Raw genomic sequence first — 22,073 nt, 5'->3', positions numbered from 1 at the left:
GCATTTGACCTTGACACCGTGACAAGCCCTTCACTGGCGCCGAGGAGGTGGTCCGATGACCACGGCGAACGAGAAGAACGAGAAGAACGAGAAGAACGGTGAGAACGGGGTGGGCGGGGGGACGGCACCGGAGACGGCGCGTGCCCTCCGGGCGCTGGAGAGCGACAGCGCCTCGGTCCGGCTGCGGGCGGCCCTGGCGGTCGGCACGGCCCCGGACCGGGGAGCCGTGGACAAGCTCGTCGAACGGTGCGCGGTCGAGCCCGACTTCTCCGTGCGCGAGATGCTGACGTGGGCGCTCACCCGCCACCCGTCGTCGACGACGGTCCCCCGGCTCCTCCCCGAGGTGCGCTCGGGGCGCGCGCGGGCCCGGAGCCAGGCCCTGCACACCCTGTCCAAGATCGGGGACCGGCGGGCGTGGCCGGCGATCACCCCGGCCCTGCTGTCCGACGCCGACGACGAGGTGGCCCGGAGCGCCTGGCGGGCGGCGGTCGTCCTCGTGCCCGAGGGTGAGGAGCACGCGCTGGCCGTAGGGTTGGCGACGCAGCTCGGGCGGGGCGGACGCGAGACGCGGCTCAGCCTGAGCCGGGCGCTGATCGCGCTCGGGGAGGCGATGCCGCCGGTGCTCGCCGCCGCGAGGACGCACCCCGATCCCGAGGTGCGCGCGCACGCCGCCGCCACGGAACGGCTGTGGCGCGACCCGGACGCCGGGTTCGAGTGCGCGGTCGAGGAGGCGAAGCGGGTCGTGGCCCTCGGCGGGGCCGGCCGGGAGGAGTGACGGACGTGTTGATCGGTGACGTGGCCCGGCGGTCCGGGGTCAGCGCCCGCATGCTCCGGCACTACGAGTCGCTCGGCCTGGTGCGCCCGACGGGCCGCACCGGCTCCGGCTACCGGGAGTACTCCGGCGAGGACATCCGGCGGATCTTCCACATCGAGAGCCTGCGGTCGCTGGGCCTCTCGCTGCGCGAGGTCGGGCGGGCGCTCGACGACCCCGGCTTCGCACCCGCGGAGCTCGTCGACGACCTCGTGCGCCGGACGCGGGAACGCATCGCGGCGGAGACGGAGCTGCTCACGCGGCTCCGTCGGATCGACGCCGCGGAACCCGTGGTCTGGGAGGACGTCCTGCACACCGTCGCGCTCCTCCAGGCGCTGAGGTCGAAGGACGCGGACACGCGCCAGCGCGCGGCCCTGTCCGTGTCCGAGGAGGCCCCCCTGCCGGTGGAGGCGCTGGTCGAGGCCGTGCTGGAGGAGTCGAACGCGAACGTCGCCGGGGCCCTGCGCTGGGCCCTGGCGCGCGCGGGCGGGGACGGCCCGGCCCTGCTCGCGGAGGCCCTCGGCTCCCCCTCGGCCGAAGTGCGGGAGCGCGCCGTCCGGAGCCTCGCCGAGATGCCGGGCGACGGGGCGACCGCGCTCCTGCGGGACGCCCTCGCGCACCCCGACGCGGTGGTCCGCCGGTGCGCGGCTCCGGCGCTCGGGGCGCGGGGAGTGGCCGACGCGGTCCCGACGCTCGTCGACATGGTCGTCGGGGAGGCGGCGGAGACAGCGGAGGCGGAGGAGGCGGAGGCGAACGACGTCGACGCGGCCGACGCGCTGAGCATCCTCGCGGGCGACCCCGCGCTGACCGACCGGATCGCCGGCGCCCTCGTCGACCGCCTCGCCCTCGCCACCACCGGACTACCGGCGCGCCGGCGGCTGACCCAGGCCCTCGCGGGCGTCCCGGGCGCCACGGCGGCGCGCGCCCTCACGGACCTGTCCCACGACGAGGACCGCGCGGTCGCCCTCACGGCGGCGTACGTCCTCGCGCTGCGCGACGGGCGCTGACGTTCCTCGCCCCGGCCCTTCGCCCGCCCGTCGCAGGTCGATAATCTGCTCGCGTGACGTCCGACGAAGACCTCCGGTTCCCTCCCGCGCTCGCCGCCGCCCTGGCGGTCCGGTTCGACCACATCGGCGGCGACGGCATCGACTTCGAGCCCTTCCCGGCCTTCCTGTCCGCCGACGGGACGACCGAGTGGATCCGGGCGTGGACCGGCGACGAGGAGCTGACCGGCGACCACTTCCGCGTGTTCGGGCAGGACGGCACCGGCGGACACGCCGCGTTCTGGCTGGTCCGCCCGGACCGGGGGACGGACGGACAGCCCGTCGTCTTCCTCGGCTCCGAGGGCGAGACCGGCGTCGTCGCGCGCGTCCTGGGCTCGTTCCTGTGGCTGCTGGCCGACGGCGTCGGCCCCCGGGAGGCGGCCAACCCGTACGGGCCCGTCCCTGCCTCGTACCCCCACCCCGAGCTGACCGCCGTCGCCGAGCGGTACGCGCCGGGCCTCCGGGCCCCGGCGGCCGTCCTGATCGAGCGGGCCGTCCGGGAGTTCCCCGACTTCGACGACGTCATGGTGAAGCTCTGCCGCTGAGCCCGCACGGCCTCCTCGCGCCCGCCCCGGGGCGGCGTCCCCGTCCCGGCGCGCCCGCACGGCCCGGACCGGGCGGGTGGTCCCGTACCCGAGGAGCCAGGGCAGGACCGTGATGCCGCCGACGTGGACGAACATCCTCGAAGCCCCCCGAGGCCGCTCGCGGCGGACACCCCCCGTGTCCCGTCCCCGTCCTCCCCCCACCACACGCGCGGAACGACCGGTCCAGTTCTCCGCGATTGGCCTTGGCCGCCGGAAATCCGCCGCCGGTACCGTCGGCGCCATGCGCATCCGAATCGTCGACGCCTTCACCGACCGGCCCTTCTCCGGCAACCCCGCGGGGGTGCTCCTCCTCGACTCCTTCCCGGACGACTCCTGGCTCCAGAAGGTCGCCGCCGAGGTCAACCTCTCCGAGACCGCCTTCGCCCACCCGCTGCCCGCCGGCGGCGAGGCGGACTGGGCCCTGCGCTGGTTCACGCCTACCACCGAGGTCGACATGTGCGGCCACGCCACGCTGGCCACCGCCCACGTCCTGCACACCACCGGCACCGCGACCGGCACCGTCCGCTTCGCGGCCCGCTGCGGCCTCCTCGGCACCACCGCCGAGGCCGACGGGACGATCACCATGGACTTCCCGACCTCGCCCCTCGTCCCCGTGCCCGGTCCCGACGGCCTGGAGGAGGCGCTCGGCTCCGAGGTCCTCGCCGTCCACGACACCGGGGTCCACATCGGGGACCTCGTCGTCGAGCTGCGCGACGAGGCCGCCGTCCGCGCCCTCGCCCCCGACCTCGCGGCCCTCAAGCGCATGTCCTCGCGCGGGACCATCGTGACCGCCGCCGCCGAACGCCCGGACAGCGGCTACGACTTCGTCTCGCGCGGCTTCTTCCCGGCCGTCGGCATCGACGAGGACCCGGTGACCGGCAGCGCCCACACCGCGCTCGCCCCCTACTGGTCGGCCCGGCTCGGCCGCGACGAGCTCACCGGCCTCCAGGGCGGCGCCCGCACCGGTCTGGTCCGCACCCGCCTGCGCGGCGACCGCACCCTCCTCAACGGCCACGCCGTCACGGTCGTCGAGGGCGACCTGCACGCCTGACGACCGGCCGCGAGGACGGCGCAGGGGCGTACGGAGGGTCCCGTACGCCCCTGCGCCGCGCGCGGCCGTCCGTCACGCGGTCGGCAGCCACCCCACCTTCCCGGCGAGCAGCCCGTATCCGACGAAGGCCACGATGTCGAGCAGCGCGTGCGCCACGACCAGCGGCCCGACCCGGCCCCAGCGGCGGTACAGCAGGACGAAGACCACGCCCATCACCATGTTGCCGACGAAGCCGCCGACGCCCTGGTAGAGGTGGTACGAGCCGCGCAGCACCGAGCTGGCCACCAGGGCGGCCATCGGCGTCCACCCCAACTGCCCCAGTCTGCGCAGCAGGTAGCCGACCACGACGACCTCCTCCACGACGGAGTTCTGGATCGCCGACAGGATGAGGACGGGGTACTTCCACCACACGTCCGGCAGCGACTCGGGCACCACCGTCAGGTTGAACCCGGTCGCCCGCGCCGCCAGGTAGAAGGCGAGTCCGGCGCTCCCGATCCCCGCCGCGACCAGCGCCCCGCGCCCGAGGTCGGGCCACGGGCGGGTGCGGTCGAAGCCGATGGCCCGCAGCCCGGCGCCCTCCCGCAGCAGGAGGTGGGCGACGAGGACGACCGGCACGAGCGCCGTGGCGATGCCGAAGAGCTGCCAGGACAGGTCGAGCCAGGGCCGTCCGGGGGCGTACGAGCCGTTGAGCGTCGCCGCCTGCTCCTTCAGCGCCCCGGGCCTGGTCAGCGAGCCGACGAAGCTGATGAGGGCCGAGACCGCGCTCGCCCCGAGCGAGAGGGCGAGCACGATGAGCGTTTCGGAGCGCAGCACCGTGCGCGGCAGGCCCCCGGGGGGCGGGGAAGCGTCTCTCACTCGTTGCTCCGACACCACGCCTGACTCCACTTCCCGGACGACCCGAACCGTCCGGACATGATCGCCCATGAACGGCCCGGGGAGGGGACGGGGGCCGGGAGGCGCGTCAGTGGATGCCCACCGGCCAGGTGTGCACCGGCTCCCCCTCCCGCATGAGCGCCCGGTACCGGCGCGTCGTCGCCGCGAGCGCCGTCTTCCGGTCGAGGCCCGACTCCAGGGCCCGGTGGAAGGTGTCGACCTGCCAGGAGGCGCCGTTCGTCCGCCGCAGGCAGCGCTGTTCGACGACCCCGAGGTAGAAGTCGCGGTCGGCGGGTTCGATGTGCCAGGCGTCGAGCCCGGACGCGGCGAGCGGCAGCAGTTCGTCGAGGACGAGCCGTACGGCCGGCAGGGTGGCGATGCCGCCCGCGCGCCCCGGCCGGGGCCAGCGCAGTTCCGCCTCGATGCCGTGGCGGCAGGCCGTGTCGAAGTTGGCCTCGGCGTCCTCGAAGGCCATGCGCCTCCACACGGGCCGGGGCTCGTCGGCGAGCGCGCGCACCAGGCCGTAGTAGAAGGCGGCGTTCGCGATCACGTCGGTCACGGTCGGCCCGGCCGGCAGGACCCGGTTCTCGACGCGCAGGTGCGGGACGCCGTCGACCAGGCCGTACACCGGCCGGTTCCAGCGGTAGACCGTGCCGTTGTGCAGGACGAGCTCCTGGAGGCGCGGCACCCCGCCCCGGTCGAGGACGAGCAGCGGGTCCTCCTCGTCGTGGAGGGGCAGGAGGGCGGGGAAGTAGCGGAGGTTCTCCTCGAAGAGGTCGTACGCGGAGTCGATCCACCGCTCCCCGAACCAGGTGCGCGGCCGCACCCCCTGGGACTGGAGCTCGGGCGGCCGGGTGTCGGTGGCCTGCTGGAAGAGGGGCGGGCGGGACTCCCGCCACAGTTCGCGGCCGAAGACGAAGGGGGCGTTGGCGCCGAGCGCGATCTGCACCCCGGAGACGGCCTGCGCCGCGTTCCAGACGGCGGCGAACCGGGCCGGGGTCACCTGGAGGTGCAGCTGGACCGAGGTGCAGGCGGCCTCGGGGACGATCGACTCCGAGGTGCAGCGGAGGTGTTCGACGCCGTGGATGTCGAGGATCAGGTCCTCGCCCCGCGCGGCGAGGATCTGGTCGTTGAGGAGGGCGTAGCGGTCGTTGTCCGACAGGTTCTCCGGGACCAGGTCGTGCTGTTCGAGGGTGGGCAGCACGCCGATCATGACGACGCCCGCGTCGAGCTCCGCGGCCTTGCGGTCGGCGTACCCGATTCCGGCTCCGATCTCCTCCGCGAGCCGGTCGAATACCCGCCCCTCCAGTTGGTGGGGCGCGATGTTCACTTCGAGGTTGAACATTCCGAGTTCCGTCTGGAAATCGGGGCTCGCGATCTTTTCGAGAACCGGCCCGTTCAGCATGCGGGGCAGTCCGTCGGCACCGGCGAGATTGAGTTCGATCTCCACGCCCATGAGATTGCGCGGTCGGTCGAACCTCTTCTCCGCCAGGAGTCTCGCGAGCCCCGCCAGACATTGCTGGAGTTTCCTCCGGTACTGCTGCCGGTCGGACGGGCCGAACCCGTCGGCCACGACCTTCTCGCCCATCGAAGCGTCCTTCCCCGGGTGGGCGGCCGTCACGGCGGCCGCGCGTCACGGACCATGATGCCCACCTCTTTGATCCACAACGCCTGCGGAACGGGCCTGTCGGAGGATAGGCTGGATGCAGCACTCCAACGGCACATTCCGCAGGCACGGAACAGACGACATATACCAATGTCATATTGTCCCGGGATTCTGGGTCGGAATTCAGCCGACCGGCTCCTCGCGGTATGGGCAGGTGAGAGCGGTATCGTCCTCATGATTCCGCTCGGACGTCCCTCGATGACGACCTGATGACGCCTTGTCAGGAATATCGGCGACGTCTAGCGGAAACACTGTGTGAACACATGTCGTATAAACTCCGCGGACGAGGCAGAGTGTTGGCGCCCGGCCATGGCCCCCCGGCTCCTCTCTGGCCCCGCCGCCGACAGCGCCGTCGTACCTGCCCACGCGTCACCGTGTCTCCTGAGCGAGAGGCGACCCACCATGCTCCGACCCTCCCCGGCCCCCGCGCCGGCCCTCCGCAGCGTCCTCGCGGCGCTCGGCTCACCGACCGCCGTCCGCGAGGCGCGCACCCCCGCCCTGCGGGCCGCGCAGGGACCTCTGAGCCCCGAACTTCCCCTGCCCGTACACGTGTTGGGCATCAACGGAGCCTCAGGACACCCTCCCCGGACCCGGCTCGCCGGGTGGCGCTTCCTGATCCGGAACGGGGACCGGACGATCGCCGCCGCCGACACCATGCTCACCCCGGACGGCTGGTCCTTCTCGCACTTCTTCGAGGGACCGTACGTCTCCGCCACGGAACGGGCCCTGCACCAGGCCGAGGGCCTGCCGGTCACCTACCAGCCGCGACTGCTCTCCGTGCCGGAGCTCTACATGATGACCCTCTGGCTGCACGCCGATCCGGAGACGGACGGCACCACCACCGTCCCGGACGCCGCCGACCTGCTGGTGCCCCTGGCCCCCGCGCCGCCGGGGATCGCGTCCCACCGGCCGTACCCGGTCGCCGACCTCCTGCCCGTCCTCAGCACGCGCCTCGCGCCGCCGCCCCTCCTGGGCTCGGCGGCGCCCGCCTGATCCACCGCACGCGCGCCCACGCCCCGCGACCCGTCCGGGTCACGGGGCGCACTGCTGTCCGAAAGATCCGCCCGAACGCACTGTCCGAACACCCCGCCCTTATGGACTAGCCCGCTCGGGCCACCCCGAACCACCCGAAGTGACGGGGTGGTTGAGCCGAACCGCCCCTGCGGGTGACGCGTCCTCCCCGGAGAGGACGAGCTGCCGCGAAATCCCTGCGGAAGTCCGTCCCGGGGGCAAGACTTGGACCGGAACCGAACCGACCGCCGGGGGCGGCCATGAACGCGCAGAGCCGCAGGACATCCACCACGACGCAGCGAAAGAACCCACCCATGTGCCAGCACCAGCCCGCCTGTCCCACCGCCGACTCCGCCGACCGCGAGGCGGCCCGACTGACGGCACACCACCCGGAGCAGGGCTGGAGCCTGCTGTGCAACGGCGTCCTGCTCTTCGAGGACACCGGTGAGCTCCTGCCGGACGGACAGATCATCGCTCCGCACCGGCCGCTCACGGCGGGCCGGGTGACGACCGCCGCCTGACGGGGCGGCGCGAAGCCCGAGGGCCGGTCCGGAGGAGAACCCTCCGGACCGGCCCTCGGTCGTGGAACCGCGCGGTGCAGGCCCGCGGCCTCAGTGGTCGTACTCGTCCAGCGGCGGGCAGGAGCAGACCAGGTTCCGGTCGCCGAAGGCGCCGTCGATGCGGCGCACCGGCGGCCAGTACTTGTCGGCGGCCGAGACGCCGGCCGGGAAGACCGCCTCGTCACGGGTGTACGCGTGGTTCCACTCGCCGCCGAGCGCGGCCGCGGTGTGCGGGGCGTTGCGCAGCGGGTTGTCCTCCGCCGGCCACTCGCCCGCGGCGACCTTCTCGATCTCGGCCCGGATCGCGATCATCGTGTCGCAGAAGCGGTCGAGCTCGGTCAGGTCCTCGGACTCGGTCGGCTCGATCATCAGCGTGCCGGCCACCGGGAAGGACATCGTCGGCGCGTGGAAGCCGTAGTCGATCAGGCGCTTGGCGATGTCGTCGACGGTCACGCCGGTCGCCTTGGACAGCGGGCGCAGGTCCACGATGCACTCGTGGGCGACCAGACCGGCCGGACCGGTGTAGAGCACCGGGAAGTGCGGCTCCAGGCGCTTGGCGATGTAGTTCGCCGCGAGCACCGCGACCTGGGTGGCGCGCTTGAGGCCCTCGCCGCCCATCAGGCGCACGTACGACCAGGAGATCGGCAGGATGCCGGCCGAGCCCCAGGGGGCGGCCGAGATCGGGCCGACGCCGGTCTCCGGGCCCGCGGTGGGCTGGAGCGGGTGGTTCGGCAGGTAAGGGGCGAGGTGGGCGCGGACGCCGACCGGACCGACGCCGGGGCCACCGCCGCCGTGCGGGATGCAGAAGGTCTTGTGCAGGTTCAGGTGCGAGACGTCACCGCCGAAGTGGCCGGGCTTGGCCAGGCCGACCAGGGCGTTGAGGTTGGCGCCGTCGACGTACACCTGGCCGCCGGCCTCGTGGACCTCGGCGCAGATGTCCGCGACGTGCTCCTCGAACACGCCGTGCGTGGACGGGTAGGTGATCATCAGGACGGACAGCTCGTCGCGGTACTGGGCGATCTTGGCCCGCAGGTCCTCGACGTCGACCTCGCCGTCGTCGGCGGTCTTGACGACGACGACCTTCATGCCGGCCATCACGGCGGAGGCGGCGTTGGTGCCGTGCGCGGAGGACGGGATGAGGCAGACGGTGCGCTGCTCGTCGCCGTTGGCCCGGTGGTACGCGCGGACGGCGAGGAGGCCGGCCAGCTCGCCCTGCGAACCGGCGTTGGGCTGGATCGACACCTTGTCGTAGCCGGTGACCTCGGCGAGGCGCTCCTCCAGCTCGGTGATGAGCGTGACGTAGCCCTGGGCCTGCTCGACCGGGGCGAAGGGGTGCATCTGGCCGAACTCGGGCCAGGTCACCGGCTCCATCTCGGTGGTCGCGTTCAGCTTCATCGTGCAGGAGCCGAGCGGGATCATGCCGCGGTCGAGCGCGTAGTCGCGGTCCGCGAGGCGGCGCAGGTAGCGCAGCATCGAGGTCTCGGAGCGGTGCGCGTGGAAGACCGGGTGGGTCAGGTAGGCGTCGGAGCGCAGCAGACCGGCGGGCAGCGCGTCCTCGGTGGCGGCGTCCAGGGCCTCGACGTCGGCGGTGACGCCGAAGGCGGCCCAGACGGCGGCGAGCTGCTCGCGCGCGGTGGTCTCGTCGCAGGAGACCGACACGTGGTCGGCGTCGGCGCGGTGGAGGTTGACGCCGGCCTCGCGGGCGGCGGCCACGACCTCGTCGGCCCTGCCGGGCACGCGGGCGGTGAGGGTGTCGAAGAAGACGTCCCCGGTCAGCTCGACGCCTCCGGCGCGCAGACCGGCGGCGAGGATCGCGGCGTACCGGTGGGTGCGGCGCGCGATGCCCTTGAGGCCCTCGGGGCCGTGGTAGACGGCGTACATGCCGGCCATGACGGCGAGCAGCACCTGCGCGGTACAGATGTTGCTGGTGGCCTTCTCGCGGCGGATGTGCTGCTCGCGGGTCTGGAGGGCCAGGCGGTAGGCGCGGTTGCCGTCGGCGTCGACGGAGACGCCCACGAGGCGGCCGGGCAGGGAGCGGGCGTGCTTGTCCTGGACGGCCATGTAACCGGCGTGCGGGCCGCCGAAGCCCATCGGGACGCCGAAGCGCTGGGTGGTGCCGACGGCGATGTCCGCGCCGAGCTCGCCGGGCGAGGCGAGCAGGGTGAGGGCGAGCAGGTCGGCGGCGACGGTGACGATCGCGCCGAGCCCGTGGGCCTCGTCGATCAGCGGCTTGATGTCGCGGACCGCGCCGGAGGCACCGGGGTACTGGAGGAGCACGCCGAAGACGCCGCGCTCGGCGATCCCGGCCGGGATGCCCTCGCTCAGGTCGGCGACGACGACCTCGACGCCGGTCGGCTCGGCGCGGGTCTCGATGACGGCGATCGTCTGCGGCAGGGCGTCGGCGTCGATCAGGAAGACGCCCTTCTTGACCTTGCCGACGCGGCGGGACAGCGCCATGGCCTCGGCGGCGGCGGTGCCCTCGTCGAGCAGGGAGGCGCCGGAGGTGGGCAGACCGGTCAGGTCGGCGACCATCGTCTGGAAGTTCAGCAGGGCCTCCAGGCGGCCCTGGGAGATCTCCGGCTGGTACGGCGTGTAGGCCGTGTACCAGGCGGGGTTCTCCATCACGTTCCGCAGGATCACCGGCGGGGTGAAGGTGCTGTAGTAGCCGAGGCCGATCATCGGGGCGAGGACCTGGTTGCGGTCGGCGAGCGAGCGCAGCTCGGCGAGCACCTCGGCCTCGGTGCGCGCGGCCGGCAGGCCCAGCGCCTCGGCGTTCTTGATCACGTCCGGCACCGCGGCGGCCGTGAGCTCGTCGAGCGAGCCGTAACCGACCTGGGCGAGCATCTTGGCCCGGGCCTCGGCGTCGGGCCCGATGTGCCGCTGCTCGAACGGGATGCCCTGCTCGAGCTCGGAGAGCGGAATGCGGTTGGCGGTCATGTACGGAGGCCTCCTGGTCGTCACGACCTGCGAGGGGCACCACGGCGCGGGTACCCGGACGGCCTCCCCCTCTGTCATCTCAACCTGAGAGTTTCACCGGCACGCCTCGCGGCACGCCGGCTTTCACCGTCGGTGAGAGCGCATGCCGTCGGACATCCGCTCTGCTTTCCAGAGTGACCTCGTCCGCGCGGTACAGGGGCCTGAGAGATTCCGGGGAGGATTTGCTCCTTCGGCGCCCACCGGAAGGTTTCTCCGGGGGACTCTCCCGCACGGGGTCGACAGCCACACCCAGCCTACCAGCGCGGTTGGGACTCCCTTCGCTCAAGTGGCCGACATCCCGGATGTGCACTTTGGTAGGGGGTAGAGGAGTTGCGACCAGTTGGAGGGACCGTGCAGACCGACATCGATCCGCGCAGCCTGATCGGCCGCAAGGCGTACGACCGGAACGGACACAAGATCGGAACCGTCGACGAGGTGTACCTGGACGACGCGACGGGCGTTCCGGAGTGGGCCGCGGTCCGCACCGGCCTGTTCAGTCGGGACGCCTTCGTCCCCCTGGAGCCGAGCGACCTGCTCGACGACGGCCTCCACGTCCCGTTCGAACGCGCCCTCATCAAGGACGCCCCGGACTTCGGCGTGGGCCGCCACCTCTCCCCGGAGCAGGAGCTCCAGCTCTACCGCCACTACAGCCTCACGCTCCCGCCGCCCCCGACGGACGCCCCGGACAAGGACTTCGGCCGCCTGGCGGGCCAGGACGGCTGACCGAAAGCCGGCCCACCACCGTACGAAAGCCCCTCCGGCACCACGGTCCGCGGCCGCCGAGCGGCACCGGGCACCCGCGCCTCCGCCCGGCCGCCCTCACGGGTGGTGCGGGTGGGAACCCGGCCCGGCCGCGAGGCCGGGCACACCCCCGACACCCGCGTCCGGCGACACCACGGCACCGCCCGCCGGAGGACCCGCGCCCGGCCCGGCATCCCGCACCAGCGGCAGCGCCTCTCCCGCCGTCAGCTCCGGATCGTCCACGGCGAACGTCCGCACCCGCCCCGGCGCCGATCCCGGCTCCTCGAACCGCACCGTGACCCGCCCGAGCCCGCTCCCCTGGACCCACCCGGCCCCGTGCACCGCGTGCCGCACGTCGTGCCCGGGCGCCCAGTACCGCTCGGCGGGCGCGACGGGCCCGGCCGGCTCGGCCGCCACGGCCTCGGGCACCACCGCGGCGGCACCGCCCCCGCCCCGCTCCCCCGCCGACTCGGCCTGGGCGAACAGGTCCTCCTGCGTGTAGTCCGCGAGCCCGCTCACCCCCACCCCGAGCAGCCGGACGCCCCCCGTGGTGTCCACGGAGTCGAGCAGCCGCCCCGCCGCCTCCCGCACGACCCCGAGCGCGTCCGTCGGCCCCCGCAGCGTCTCGGACCGGGTCAGCGTCGAGAAGTCGAACCTCCGCACCTTCAGGACGATCGTCCGCCCCGAGTGCCCCGACGCCCGCAGCCGCTCCACGCACCGCTCCGCGAGCCGCTCGACCTCGCCCCTGATCCGCACCCGGTCGTGCAGGTCCACGGCGAAGGTGTCCTCGACGGAGACGGACTTGGCGTCCCGCTCGGCCACCACGGGCCGGTCGTCGTGCCCCCGGGCCATCCGGTACAGGGAGGCCCCGTGCGCCCGCCCGAGGAGCCGTACGAGCTCGTCCTCGCCCGCTTCCGCGAGGTCGGACACCGTCGTCATGCCGGCCCGCCGCAGGTGCTCCCCGGTCGCCGGCCCGACCCCGGGCAGGATCCGTACGGACTTCGGCCCGAGGAGCTCCCGCTCGGTACCCGGCTCTATGAGGGCGAGCCCGTCCGGCTTGGCCTGCTCGGAGGCGATCTTCGCGAGCATCTTCGACCCCGCGAGCCCCACGGACCCGGTGAGCCCGGTCGTCGCGAGGATGTCGGCCCGCAGCCGCTCCCCCGCCGCCCGCGCGCCCGCCGCGTCGTCGGCGACGCCCCCCGCCTCCAGGTCCACGAAGGCCTCGTCGAGGCTGAGGGGCTCCACGAGCGGGGACAGCAGCCCGAGCAGCCGCATGACCTGCTCGCTGATCGACCGGTAGAAGGCGAAGCGCGGCACGAGATAGGCCGCGTTCGGCGCGAGCCGCCTCGCCTGGCCCATCGGCATCGCCGAGTGGACCCCGAAGCGGCGCGCCTCGTACGACGCGGTGGCGACCACGCCCCGCGGTCCGAGCCCGCCCACGACCACGGGTTTCCCGCGCAGGCTGGGCTTCGCCGCCTGCTCGGCGGCGGCGAAGAACGCATCCATGTCGAGATGCAGGATCGTCGGCGCGGTTCTCACGCCCCCGATGTTCCCCCACGCCACTGACAACGCCCCGGGACGGCCCCGGACCGGCTCAGACCGCCCGGTCCCGCCGCCGCCGGGCCAGCTCGTCGCCGGGGTTGTGCCCCACGAGCGTCTCGCCGGTGTCCACCCGCTCCCCGTGGAGCTGCGAGAGAGCCGCCTCCACGTCCCGCCAGACCACTCCGACGGCGATGCCGAAGACGCCCTGACCGCCCTGGAGCAGGTCGACGACCTCGTCCGGCGAGGAGCACTCGTAGACCGTCGCCCCGTCGCTCATGAGCGTCATCCGCTCCAGGTCGCGGAAGCCCCGGGCCCGCAGGTGCTGCACCGCGGCCCGGATGTTCTGCAGGGCCACCCCGGTGTCGAGGAAGCGCTTGACGATCTTCAGGACGACGACGTCGCGGAAGCTGTAGAGCCGCTGTGTCCCCGACCCGTACGCGGGCCGCACGCTCGGTTCCACGAGTCCGGTGCGCGCCCAGTAGTCCAACTGGCGATAGGTGATCCCGGCCGCCGCGCACGCCGTGGGGCCGCGGTAGCCGATCACCTCGTCCGCCGCGCCCGCACCGGCCTCCGCACCGAAGTCGCCCACTCTGCCGTGAAGCGGATACGGACCGTTCTCCCCGGACGCCCGTCCGAGGGAGCTGCCCGCCGTACCGTCCGCGCTGCTCATCACGCCGACCCTCCGTCCTTGACCTGCCCACACGAAGGTAGGCAGTCACCCGGGGTGCGTCAACGATCGCCACACTCGGCACGCCGAGTGATAATCACCCTGAGAGTGGTTTCCCGTGTCTCTCTTCGGGGAAAGGCTAGTCGAATGCCCTGACGGCACCCCGCGAACGGCCCATGGCCGCACCGCCGGTTCTCACTGACTGTTGGTCCCGAAATCCTCCGGTGAGATCTGGTCGAGGAATTCGCGGAACTTCTCCACCTCGTCCTCCTGCTCGTCCGGGATCGCGATGCCCGCGTCGTCCAGGACACCGTCGCTGCCGAAGATCGGCGTCCCGGTCCGGAGGGCCAGCGCTATCGCGTCGGACGGCCGGGCGCTCACCTCGACGCCGCTGGCGAAGACCAGCTCGGCGTAGAAGACCCCGTCACGCAGATCCGTGATGCGGACTTCGGTGAGCTCCTGCCCCACGGCCTCCAGCACGTCCTTGAACAGGTCGTGCGTCAGCGGTCGCGGAGGGGCCATCCCCTGCTGCGCGAAGGCGATCGCGGTCGCCTCCCCCGGTCCGATCCAGATGGGGAGGTAGCGATCGCCTCCCACTTCACGTAGGAGCACGATCGGCTGATTGGAGGGCATTTCCACTCGGACACCCACAACGTCGAGCTCGTTCACACAGCAACCCTAGGACGTGCCCGACCGGTTTGGATAGTCGGGCCCCTCCGAGGTCACTGCGAGCGGATGCCCAGGGCGATCTGCATCAGGGCCGCGTGCAGCCGCACGGACTGCGCGGCCAGCTCCTTGGCGGTGGCCTCCGCATGGGCCCTGGTCTGCGGATTGCGGTGCCGGCGCAGCGGCGCGACCACCTGTTCGATCAGCCCGGCCTCGCGTTCGGCGGCCGCCTTCACGGCCCGCAGGTGGCGGGGCTCCAGGCCGAATCTCCCCAGATCCGCCACGAGCCGGGCGACGGTGACGGCCTCGGGGTCGTAGCCCCCGCCGTCCGTCTCGGCGATCAGACCGTACGACTCCCACTCGGCGAGCTCGGTCTCGGTGACCTCGGCGGCGGCGAGCAGCTCGGCCCGTCCGAGCCGCGCGGCGGCCGGCGGCTCCGCCTCCTGCTCCCAGGGGCCCTCCAGGAGGTCCCGACGGCGCCCCGGGGCCGGGAGGCTGATCTCCTCGCCCCGCGCCAGGGCGTCGAGGTGCTCGCGGATGACCTTCAGCGGGAGGTAGTGGTCCCGCTGCATCCGCAGGATCCGGGCGAGCCGCTCCACGTCCTGCGGGCTGAACTTCCGGTACCCGGAGGCCGTCCGCCGGGGCTCGACGAGCCCCTCGGCCTCCAGGAACCGGATCTTGGAGATGGTCACTTCGGGAAACTCGTCGCGAAGCAGGTTCAGCACCGTGCCGATGCTGACCATGTCGCCCGCGGCGGCGGTGCCGGATCCGGCACCGCCCGTCGGTGTTCGCAGCATGGACCTTCCCTGAAGGGGGTTCCCCGGGGCGTCACACGCCCCGCTGGCTCGAATGGAAGACCAGCCGGTACTTGCCGATCTGCACCTCGTCGCCGTTGGACAGGACGACCGAGTCGATCGGCTCGCGGTTGACGTACGTGCCGTTGAGGCTGCCGACGTCCGAGACGGTGAAACTGCCGTCCTGTCCCCGCCGGAACTCGACGTGCCGCCGGGAGACCGTGACGTCGTCCAGGAAGATGTCGCTCTGCGGGTGACGGCCGGCCGTCGTCAGCTCCCCGTCGAGGAGGAACCGGCTGCCGGAGTTCGGACCCCGGCGCACCACGAGGAGCGCGGAGCCCGGGGGCAGCGCCTCCACGGCCGCCAGCGCCTCCGGAGAGAGCGAGGGCAGCGCGGTCTGGCCGGTGACCTCCGCGTCGTAGGCCTCCAGGCCCGAGATGGAGATCGTGGAGGTCGTCTCCGACGCGCGCTCGGGAGCGATCCCGCCCCGCAGCGGCGTGCCGCAGTGGGAGCAGAAGCGGCTGTCGGCCGCGTTGCGGTGACCGCACCTCGTACACACCGGCATGGACGCATCCTCCTGCCGCGGCTGCCCCGCCGAGGTCTGTGTCGCGTACGGGTCGGGGGAAAACCCTCCACCCGTACTTGAGGTCGATGGTTCTCCGAAACCTATGCGGGCGGCCCCGGCGGGGTCAACAGAAGACGCGCCCGGTGCGCCCGGAATGTCACCGCCCTGTCCCCCGACCTCGTCACGGAAGAGCGGGCGCTCGCCGCCCTGCTCCTCGCTCTGGGCGTGGCGCGGCGCGCGGTGCCTGGCGTTGCCGCCGTCCTCGCGTGCGCTCTTGCCGAACAACTTCGCAAACAACTTCACGGGCGATTCCCCTTGACCGAAACAGACCCGCCCGTGGGGCAGGACGAACCGAGATCCATCACACCTGCCGACCCGGACACCTTCACAACGTCCGTATCCTCCGGACAGTTTCCACCACGCACCACCGTTGTGGTGCGCCGACCCCCCGCAAGGCCCTGCCCTTGTCGCGGGACCCCCCTCGTACGCCTCCTCACTGCGAGGACGACTGAGCGTAGTCAGGCCGCTTCGCAGGTCGCAAGGCGTCGACGACGATCTTCGGCGACCGTTCCACCGTGACCGCGGCCTGCTCCTTCTCGAGGGTCTGCACGACACCGCCGGGGATGTTGAGCGCGGGCTCCAGATCCTCCGGCTTGCCGATGACCTTGAAGACGTACGGAGCGGCCACCTGCGTTCCATCGATCCGCATGTCGTCACCGCTGCCGGTGAAATAACTGTCCGCCACCACCCGGACACCGTTGACCTGGATCGCCTCGGCGCCCGCCGCCCGCAGCTCCTGGATGGCGTCGAGCAGCATGTCCGACTCGACGGCGCCGGTGGGGTCGCCGACGGACAGCGTGATGCCGGGGCCCTCGGCGGCGACCGTGCCGGCCAGGATGCCGAGCTGCCGCTCCTTCTCCTGGGTCTGCTTGCGCGCCTCCTCGGCCTGGTCCGAGCTGGACTCCAGCTCGGACCGCTGCTTCTCCAGGCGGGCCTTCTCGTCCTCCAGGCGCTGCGTGCGGTCGTCGAGCTCGTCGAGGATCCGCACCAGGTCCTCCTGGCGCGCGCCCCGGAGGGCGCTGTTGTCACTGGTGGAGGAGACCTGGATGGCGAGCCCGAGCCCGAGCCCGAACAGGAGCAGGGCGACGACGAGTTGGGCCCGGGTCACCCGGGGCGGCCACAGCGCGGAGACCAGCCTGCGCCGCCCGCCCCGGTCGTCCCCGGCGGACGGGGCCGGCGGCTCGGCGGCGGGAGGAACCTCGGCGGGCGTCCCGGCCGCCGAGGGCTCTGCGGCCGCGGGAGGGGGCGTCACGGGCTGCCGTACGCCCCGGTCCGCGTGGCCCCCGGGAGCGCTGGGGCTCCCGGGAGCGTCGGGCCGTCGGGGCGCCGCGGGCGAGCCGGGAGCCGCACCGGGCGCGCTCCCGCCCGCGGGCTTCCGGTGCTGGTGGGGGTGGGCGGCGGGCGGATGATTCTCCACCTTCCGGAAGACCTGGGTGTCCACGTCCTCGGGCACGCCGGGCGTGCCGGGCACGCCCAGTGCGTCGGGCCTCCGGGGTGCCGCGGGCCCTTCCGGAGCCCCGGCCCCCTCACTCACGCCGGACTTTCCGGAAGGCCGCCGCTCCTCCGGGCCCGTGGGCCTCCGAGGGTCCTGAGGGCTCTGAGGGCTCTGAGGGCTCTGAGGGCTCTGAGGGCTCTGAGGATCCTGGGGGCTCTGCGGCTCCTGCGGCTCCTGCGGGTTCTCGCTCATCGGCCTCACGCCCGGAAGACGTGGCGCCGGATGGCGGCCGTGTTGGAGAAGATCCGGATGCCGAGGACGACGACCACACCGGTCGACAGCTGCGCGCCCACGCCCAGCTTGTCGCCGAGGAAGACGATCAGGGCGGCCACGACCACGTTGGACAGGAAGGAGACCACGAAGACCTTGTCGACGAAGATCCCGTCGAGCATGGCCCTGAGCCCGCCGAAGACCGCGTCGAGGGCGGCGACCACGGCGATCGGGAGATAGGGCTCGACCACCGCCGGAACCTCGGGGCGGACCAACAGTCCGACCACCACTCCGACGATCAGGCCCAGTACGGCGATCACGATGTGCCCTTCCCTGTGTCGGCCGTGGCCCGGCCGGAGGGCGTCGCCCCGGCCCCCCTCGGCTCTGCGGTACGTACGGTCAGGCTCGGCGCGGCCGGAAGGCGCACGTCGCCCTCGGCGGAGACGCTGCTCCTGATCCCGAAGTTCTCCACCAGCGCGTGCAGGTACTGCCCGTCGGCGCTGTCCTGGAACGCGGTGCTCAGCTTCTGACCGTCCCCGATCGCGAGGACGGTGTACGGCGGCACCAGCGGCTTGTTGTCGACCAGTATGGCGTCGCCGGCGGCCCTGATCGCGGACAGGGACGTCAGCCGCTGCCCGTTGATCGCGACCGCTTCGGCGCCCGACTCCCACAGCCCGTTGACCACGCGCTGCATGTCCCGGTCGCGGACCCGGCCCGTGTCGGAGAAACCGCTGCTCTCCCTCGGGCCGCCGCCACCGGTGTCGGTGTCCTTGGCGTCGTCGACGACCAGTTTCACCCCGGGGCCGTGCACCGGCGTCGCCCCCGAGAGCAGCGCCACCAGTTCGGCCTGGTCGCCGCCGTGCTCCTGGAGCGCCCGGCGCTGGCGTTCCCCGACCTCGGCCCGGATCCGCTCGATGTCCTGTTCCAGGCCGTCGGCCGCCGAGGCCTCCGTCTCGATCCGGTCGATCAGTTCCTGCCGCTCCTTGGCGACGACCGGCGCGGAGACCCGCGCCTCGGCCGCGCCGACGGTCACCACGGCGGCCGCGAGCAGGAGGCCGGCGGCGACGCCCAGCTTCGCCCGCAGGCTGCGGGGCAGTCCACCGCCCTCGGCGGCCCGCCGGGCGGTCGCCTCGGCGTACCCGTCGTCGAGGGCGTGGTCGATCACGTTGTTCAGCAGCGACATGGACGCGTCCGGTCGCGGCGGTGGTGATCCGGTGCTCCGAACGGGGGGCTGCTGCGACATGCCGCACATCGTCGCACGTCGTACGGCGTACCGCCGAATGGCCCCTTGCTCCGGTGGGGAGGCGCCCCGGAGGACGCCTCCCCACCGGAGGGGCCGTCTGCGTCAGCGACCTGCGCTGTCGACCACCGCGGCCCACTCGTCGAGCAGGGCCTGCGCGGAGGTGTCGTCGGGGCCCTCCGCCCACAGATGGGTGACGGCCTCGGCGGGGTCGGGCAGCACCATCACCCAGCGCCCGTCGGCCTCGACCACCCGGACGCCGTCGGTGGTGTCGACGGAGCGGTTGCCCGCCGCCTCGACCACCTTGCGCATCACGAGCCCCTTCACGGCCCACGGGGTCGCGATGTCCCGCTTGAGGACGTGGGCCCGCGGGATGCGGGCGTCGATCTGGCTCAGCGTGAGCTGCGTCCGCGCCACGAGACCGAGCAGCCGTACGAAGGCGGCGGTCCCGTCGAAGACGCTGCTGAACTCGGGCACGATGAACCCGCCGCGCCCGTCGCCGCCGAAGATCGTCGACTCCTCCCGGCCGACCCGGGTGAGGTCGTCGGGCGAGGTGGTCGTCCACTCGACCTGGGTGCCGTGGTACGCGGCGACCTGCTCGGCGATCCGCGTGGTGGTCACCGGTAGCGCGACCCGTCCGGAGCGCCGCTCGGCCGCCACCAGGTCCAGCATGACCAGGAGCGCCCGGTCGTCCTCGATGATCCGGCCCCGCTCGTCCACGAGCGACAGCCGCTCGCCGACGGGGTCGAACCGCACGCCGAACGCGGCCCGCGCGGAGGCCACGATCTCCCCGAGCCGTACGAGCCCGGCCCGCCGGCTCTCGGCCGACTCCGTGGGCCTGGACTCGTCGAGACCGGGATTGATCGTCAGCGAATCGACCTGGAGCCGCCCGAGCAGGCTGGGCAGTACGAGCCCGGCGCTGCCGTTCGAGGCGTCCACGACGACCTTCAGCCCGGCCTCCGCGATCCCGGAGGTGTCGACGTTCCGCAGCAGCGACCCGGTGTACGAGTCGAAGACGCTCGCCGGGAAGGAGAGGTCGCCGATCTCGCCGGGGAAGGCCCTCCGGTACTCCTGGCGCGCGAACACCCGGTCGAGCTTGCGCTGCCCGCCCTGCGAGAGGTCGGCGCCGCGCTCGTCGAAGAACATGATGTCGACGGAGTCGGGCACGCCCGGCGAGGTCCGGATCATGATGCCGCCGGCGCTTCCGCGCGCGGTCTGCTGCCTCGCCACCGGCAGCGGTACGTTCTCCAGGTCCCGCACGTCGATGGCGCTGGCCTGGAGTGCCGAGATCACCGCCCGTTTGAGCGCGCGGGCGCCCCGGGAGTGGTCACGGGCGGTGGTGACGGTCGAGCCCTTCTTCAGGGTCGTGGCGTACGCGCCCGCGAGGCGGACGGCCAGCTCGGGGGTGATCTCCACGTTGAGGATGCCGGAGACCCCGCGCGCTCCGAAGAGGTGGGCCTGTCCCCGGGACTCCCAGATGACCGAGGTGTTGACGAACGCGCCGGCCTCGATCGTCTTGAACGGGTACACCCGGACGTTGCCCTGCACGATCGATTCCTCACCGACCAGGCACTCGTCCCCGATGACGGCTCCGTCCTCGATCCGGGCGGCCCGCATGACGTCGGTGTTCTTGCCGATCACACAGCCGCGCAGATTGCTCTGCTGGCCGATGTAGACGTTGTCGTGGACGACGGCCTTGTGCAGGAAGGCGCCGCTCTTGACGACCACGTTCGAGCCGACGACGGTGTGCTCGCGGATCTCGGCACCGGCCTCCACCTTGGCGTAGTCGCCGATGTAGAGCGGACCTCGCAGCACGGCGTCGGGGTGCACCTCGGCACCCTCCGAGACCCAGACACCGGGCGAGATCTCGAAGCCGTCGATGTCGACCTGGACCTTGCCCTCCAGGACGTCCGCCTGGGCCTTCACATAGCTCTCGTGCGTGCCGACGTCCTCCCAGTAGCCCTCGGCGACATAGCCGTAGATCGGCTTGCCCTCCTTCATGAGCTGCGGGAAGACGTCCCCCGACCAGTCGACCGACGTGTCGGCCTCGACGTAGTCGAACACCTCGGGCTCCATCACGTAGATGCCCGTGTTCACGGTGTCCGAGAAGACCTGGCCCCAGGTCGGCTTCTCCAGGAAGCGTTCGACCTTGCCCTCCTCGTCGACGATCGTGATGCCGAACTCCAGCGGGTTCGGTACCCGCGTGAGGCAGACCGTGACGAGCGCGCCCTTCTCCTTGTGGAAGGCGATGAGATCGGTGAGATCGAAATCGGTGAGCGCGTCCCCCGAGATGACGAGGAAGGCGTCGTCCTTCAGCGCTTCCTCGGCGTTCTTCACGCTTCCCGCTGTACCGAGCGGCTTCTCCTCGTTGGCATAGGTGAGCTCCATCCCGAGCTCTTCGCCGTCACCGAAGTAATTTCGGACCAGAGAGGCGAGAAACTGCACGGTGACGACGGTCTCGTTGAGACCGTGCCTCTTGAGCAGTCGTAGGACGTGCTCCATGATCGGCCGGTTCACCACCGGCAGAAGAGGCTTGGGCATACTCGAGGTCATGGGGCGAAGACGGGTTCCCTCGCCACCGGCCATCACGACGGCCTTCATGTCGGAAGCGTCCTCCTTCAAGAGATGACGGTCCTGCCGACTTCACCTGTCCGCCGCTCAGCGGCCCACGGACGTCCTCGTTGTTGCCGGCGACGCTGCTCGACACAGAAGGAACGGGCTCAATCGGCCTCGGTATCCGTCTTCACGAGTCGACGGACCTGGACCACGTAGAGGATCCCTGCCCACCAATACAGAGTTGTACCCCATCCGGCGAAGGCCCACCCGAAAACTTCAGCGAGTGACGAAAGCCAGCCCGTTCCGTCACTGAGAAGCAGCAACGGGAACGCGTACATGAGGTTGAAAGTCGCAGCTTTCCCGAGGAAGTTGACCTGCGGCGGCGGGTAGCCGTGCCGGCGGAGGATTCCCACCATGACGAGGAGCATCGCCTCGCGCGCCAGGAGGGCGGCGGTCAGCCACAGCGGGAGGATCTCCCGCCAGGTGAGGCCGACGAGGGTGGACAGGATGTACAGGCGGTCGGCGGCGGGATCGAGCAGCCGGCCGAGGCTGCTGATCTGGTTCCAGCGTCGGGCGAGTTTCCCGTCGAGATAGTCGCTGACACCACTGAGCGCCAGGACGAGAAGCGCCCATCCGTCGCTCTTGGGGCCACCGAACTCGGGGCGGAGAATCAGCCACAGAAACAGCGGTACGCCGACGAGGCGCGCCATGCTGAGAATGTTGGGGATGGTGAGGACCCGGTCGGTCTGAACGCGAGTCTCCTGGACCTCCACCCGGGGGCCTCCTGCTGGGATGGTGCCGACGTTGCCCCCTGACCCTACCGCCAGCCGACGAACCACCGCGCACGGGGTCGCGCCGACTCCCCCGGAACGCAGAAAAGCCCCGCACCATGAGGTGCGGGGCTTTCCCACAATGATTGTTCGGCGGTGTCCTACTCTCCCACAGGGTCCCCCCTGCAGTAC

Annotated in this window: 20 protein-coding genes and 1 riboswitch; of the genes, 7 read left to right on the top strand and 13 right to left on the bottom strand. The window is 72.2% G+C overall.

Going from position 1 to position 22,073, the window contains the following annotated elements:
* The first annotated feature begins 55 nt into the window (after nt 1-55).
* The 4 genes from ACIQKA_RS34420 (at nt 56) to ACIQKA_RS34405 (ending at nt 3,489) form a co-directional block, all read left to right on the top strand.
* Nucleotides 56-775 (top strand): HEAT repeat domain-containing protein, encoded by a 720-nt coding sequence (locus ACIQKA_RS34420; RefSeq protein WP_383448636.1) that lies wholly within the window; start codon nt 56-58, stop codon nt 773-775.
* 5 nt (nt 776-780) lie between these two features.
* Nucleotides 781-1,818, top strand: a complete 1,038-nt coding sequence (locus tag ACIQKA_RS34415; protein ID WP_402543346.1) for a MerR family transcriptional regulator — start codon at nt 781-783, stop codon at nt 1,816-1,818.
* Nucleotides 1,819-1,871: 53 nt separating this feature from the next.
* A complete protein-coding gene (locus tag ACIQKA_RS34410) occupies nt 1,872-2,399 on the top strand; it encodes an SMI1/KNR4 family protein (RefSeq protein WP_402543345.1) in 528 nt (175 codons plus the stop codon).
* Between the two features lie 280 nt (nt 2,400-2,679).
* Entirely contained in the window at nt 2,680-3,489 is an 810-nt protein-coding gene (locus ACIQKA_RS34405; RefSeq protein WP_402543344.1) for a PhzF family phenazine biosynthesis protein, read from the top strand.
* A gap of 72 nt (nt 3,490-3,561) precedes the next feature.
* Here the strand turns inward: ACIQKA_RS34405 and ACIQKA_RS34400 are convergent, their stop codons facing one another.
* Both ACIQKA_RS34400 and ACIQKA_RS34395 read right to left on the bottom strand, forming a co-directional pair.
* A complete protein-coding gene (locus tag ACIQKA_RS34400; protein ID WP_383433562.1) occupies nt 3,562-4,413 on the bottom strand; it encodes a CPBP family intramembrane glutamic endopeptidase in 852 nt (283 codons plus the stop codon).
* A gap of 37 nt (nt 4,414-4,450) precedes the next feature.
* A complete protein-coding gene (locus ACIQKA_RS34395; RefSeq protein ID WP_383159271.1) occupies nt 4,451-5,950 on the bottom strand; it encodes a glutamate--cysteine ligase in 1,500 nt (499 codons plus the stop codon).
* Between the two features lie 480 nt (nt 5,951-6,430).
* Here ACIQKA_RS34395 and ACIQKA_RS34390 point away from each other — a divergent pair, with 480 nt between their 5' ends.
* Entirely contained in the window at nt 6,431-7,021 is a 591-nt protein-coding gene (locus ACIQKA_RS34390) for a hypothetical protein (RefSeq protein WP_383433555.1), read from the top strand.
* Nucleotides 7,022-7,353: 332 nt separating this feature from the next.
* A complete protein-coding gene (locus ACIQKA_RS34385) occupies nt 7,354-7,560 on the top strand; it encodes a DUF5999 family protein (protein WP_053648929.1) in 207 nt (68 codons plus the stop codon).
* A 90-nt stretch (nt 7,561-7,650) separates the two neighbouring features.
* On the opposite strand, the gene gcvP is transcribed toward ACIQKA_RS34385, so the two are convergent.
* Nucleotides 7,651-10,536, bottom strand: coding sequence for an aminomethyl-transferring glycine dehydrogenase (gene gcvP, locus ACIQKA_RS34380; RefSeq protein ID WP_402543343.1), 2,886 nt, complete (start codon nt 10,534-10,536; stop codon nt 7,651-7,653).
* Nucleotides 10,537-10,714: 178 nt separating this feature from the next.
* A riboswitch (glycine riboswitch) is annotated at nt 10,715-10,814 on the bottom strand.
* Between the two features lie 112 nt (nt 10,815-10,926).
* Between gcvP and ACIQKA_RS34375 the strand changes: the two genes are divergently transcribed.
* Nucleotides 10,927-11,298 carry a PRC-barrel domain-containing protein gene (locus ACIQKA_RS34375; RefSeq protein ID WP_383159265.1) on the top strand — a complete coding sequence of 124 codons (372 nt, stop codon included), beginning with the start codon at nt 10,927-10,929 and terminating at the stop codon, nt 11,296-11,298.
* 96 nt (nt 11,299-11,394) lie between these two features.
* On the opposite strand, the gene ACIQKA_RS34370 is transcribed toward ACIQKA_RS34375, so the two are convergent.
* The 10 genes from ACIQKA_RS34370 to ACIQKA_RS34325 form a co-directional block, all read right to left on the bottom strand.
* Nucleotides 11,395-12,855, bottom strand: coding sequence for a DNA polymerase IV (locus ACIQKA_RS34370; protein WP_383159264.1), 1,461 nt, complete (start codon nt 12,853-12,855; stop codon nt 11,395-11,397).
* Nucleotides 12,856-12,910: 55 nt separating this feature from the next.
* Nucleotides 12,911-13,528 carry a MerR family transcriptional regulator gene (locus tag ACIQKA_RS34365; RefSeq protein WP_383159262.1) on the bottom strand — a complete coding sequence of 206 codons (618 nt, stop codon included), beginning with the start codon at nt 13,526-13,528 and terminating at the stop codon, nt 12,911-12,913.
* Nucleotides 13,529-13,720: 192 nt separating this feature from the next.
* Nucleotides 13,721-14,194, bottom strand: a complete 474-nt coding sequence (locus ACIQKA_RS34360; protein WP_017238433.1) for a bifunctional nuclease family protein — start codon at nt 14,192-14,194, stop codon at nt 13,721-13,723.
* A gap of 53 nt (nt 14,195-14,247) precedes the next feature.
* On the bottom strand, nt 14,248-14,988 hold the full coding sequence (locus tag ACIQKA_RS34355; protein WP_390107104.1) for a MerR family transcriptional regulator: 741 nt from the start codon (nt 14,986-14,988) through the stop codon (nt 14,248-14,250).
* A 31-nt stretch (nt 14,989-15,019) separates the two neighbouring features.
* Nucleotides 15,020-15,961, bottom strand: a complete 942-nt coding sequence (locus ACIQKA_RS34350) for an FHA domain-containing protein (protein ID WP_383159275.1) — start codon at nt 15,959-15,961, stop codon at nt 15,020-15,022.
* Nucleotides 15,962-16,043: 82 nt separating this feature from the next.
* Nucleotides 16,044-16,862, bottom strand: coding sequence for a DUF881 domain-containing protein (locus ACIQKA_RS34345; RefSeq protein WP_391097074.1), 819 nt, complete (start codon nt 16,860-16,862; stop codon nt 16,044-16,046).
* Nucleotides 16,863-17,302: 440 nt separating this feature from the next.
* Nucleotides 17,303-17,635 (bottom strand): small basic family protein, encoded by a 333-nt coding sequence (locus tag ACIQKA_RS34340; protein WP_188269327.1) that lies wholly within the window; start codon nt 17,633-17,635, stop codon nt 17,303-17,305.
* Nucleotides 17,632-18,558: a DUF881 domain-containing protein gene (locus ACIQKA_RS34335; protein ID WP_383448626.1), complete on the bottom strand. Its 927-nt coding sequence runs from the start codon at nt 18,556-18,558 to the stop codon at nt 17,632-17,634. Before ACIQKA_RS34335 ends, ACIQKA_RS34340 begins: the two co-directional genes overlap by 4 nt.
* A 102-nt stretch (nt 18,559-18,660) precedes the next feature.
* The gene (locus tag ACIQKA_RS34330) at nt 18,661-21,156 is read right to left on the bottom strand and encodes a sugar phosphate nucleotidyltransferase (RefSeq protein ID WP_376235592.1); all 2,496 of its coding nucleotides are present in this window, start codon (nt 21,154-21,156) and stop codon (nt 18,661-18,663) included.
* A 119-nt stretch (nt 21,157-21,275) separates the two neighbouring features.
* Nucleotides 21,276-21,884 carry a CDP-alcohol phosphatidyltransferase family protein gene (locus tag ACIQKA_RS34325; protein WP_125667251.1) on the bottom strand — a complete coding sequence of 203 codons (609 nt, stop codon included), beginning with the start codon at nt 21,882-21,884 and terminating at the stop codon, nt 21,276-21,278.
* Nucleotides 21,885-22,073 lie beyond the last annotated feature (189 nt).

This window comes from Streptomyces sp. NPDC092045 (genome assembly GCF_044756005.1).
In the GTDB taxonomy this organism is placed as follows: domain Bacteria; phylum Actinomycetota; class Actinomycetes; order Streptomycetales; family Streptomycetaceae; genus Streptomyces.
Note: the sequence above shows the minus strand (reverse complement) of the source record. Positions and strands in the feature narration are given on the sequence as shown.

Excerpts from the sequence above, each read along its gene's own strand:
- gcvP (WP_402543343.1), bottom strand. The coding sequence starts at position 10,536 with ATGACCGCCAACCGCATTCCGCTCTCCGAGCTCGAGCAGGGCATCCCG.
- ACIQKA_RS34400 (WP_383433562.1), bottom strand. The coding sequence starts at position 4,413 with ATGGGCGATCATGTCCGGACGGTTCGGGTCGTCCGGGAAGTGGAGTCA.
- ACIQKA_RS34365 (WP_383159262.1), bottom strand. The coding sequence starts at position 13,528 with ATGAGCAGCGCGGACGGTACGGCGGGCAGCTCCCTCGGACGGGCGTCC.
- ACIQKA_RS34335 (WP_383448626.1), bottom strand. The coding sequence starts at position 18,558 with ATGTCGCAGCAGCCCCCCGTTCGGAGCACCGGATCACCACCGCCGCGA.
- ACIQKA_RS34420 (WP_383448636.1), top strand. The coding sequence starts at position 56 with ATGACCACGGCGAACGAGAAGAACGAGAAGAACGAGAAGAACGGTGAG.
- ACIQKA_RS34355 (WP_390107104.1), bottom strand. The coding sequence starts at position 14,988 with ATGCTGCGAACACCGACGGGCGGTGCCGGATCCGGCACCGCCGCCGCG.
- ACIQKA_RS34330 (WP_376235592.1), bottom strand. The coding sequence starts at position 21,156 with ATGAAGGCCGTCGTGATGGCCGGTGGCGAGGGAACCCGTCTTCGCCCC.
- ACIQKA_RS34390 (WP_383433555.1), top strand. The coding sequence starts at position 6,431 with ATGCTCCGACCCTCCCCGGCCCCCGCGCCGGCCCTCCGCAGCGTCCTC.
- ACIQKA_RS34405 (WP_402543344.1), top strand. The coding sequence starts at position 2,680 with ATGCGCATCCGAATCGTCGACGCCTTCACCGACCGGCCCTTCTCCGGC.
- ACIQKA_RS34395 (WP_383159271.1), bottom strand. The coding sequence starts at position 5,950 with ATGGGCGAGAAGGTCGTGGCCGACGGGTTCGGCCCGTCCGACCGGCAG.
- ACIQKA_RS34385 (WP_053648929.1), top strand. The coding sequence starts at position 7,354 with ATGTGCCAGCACCAGCCCGCCTGTCCCACCGCCGACTCCGCCGACCGC.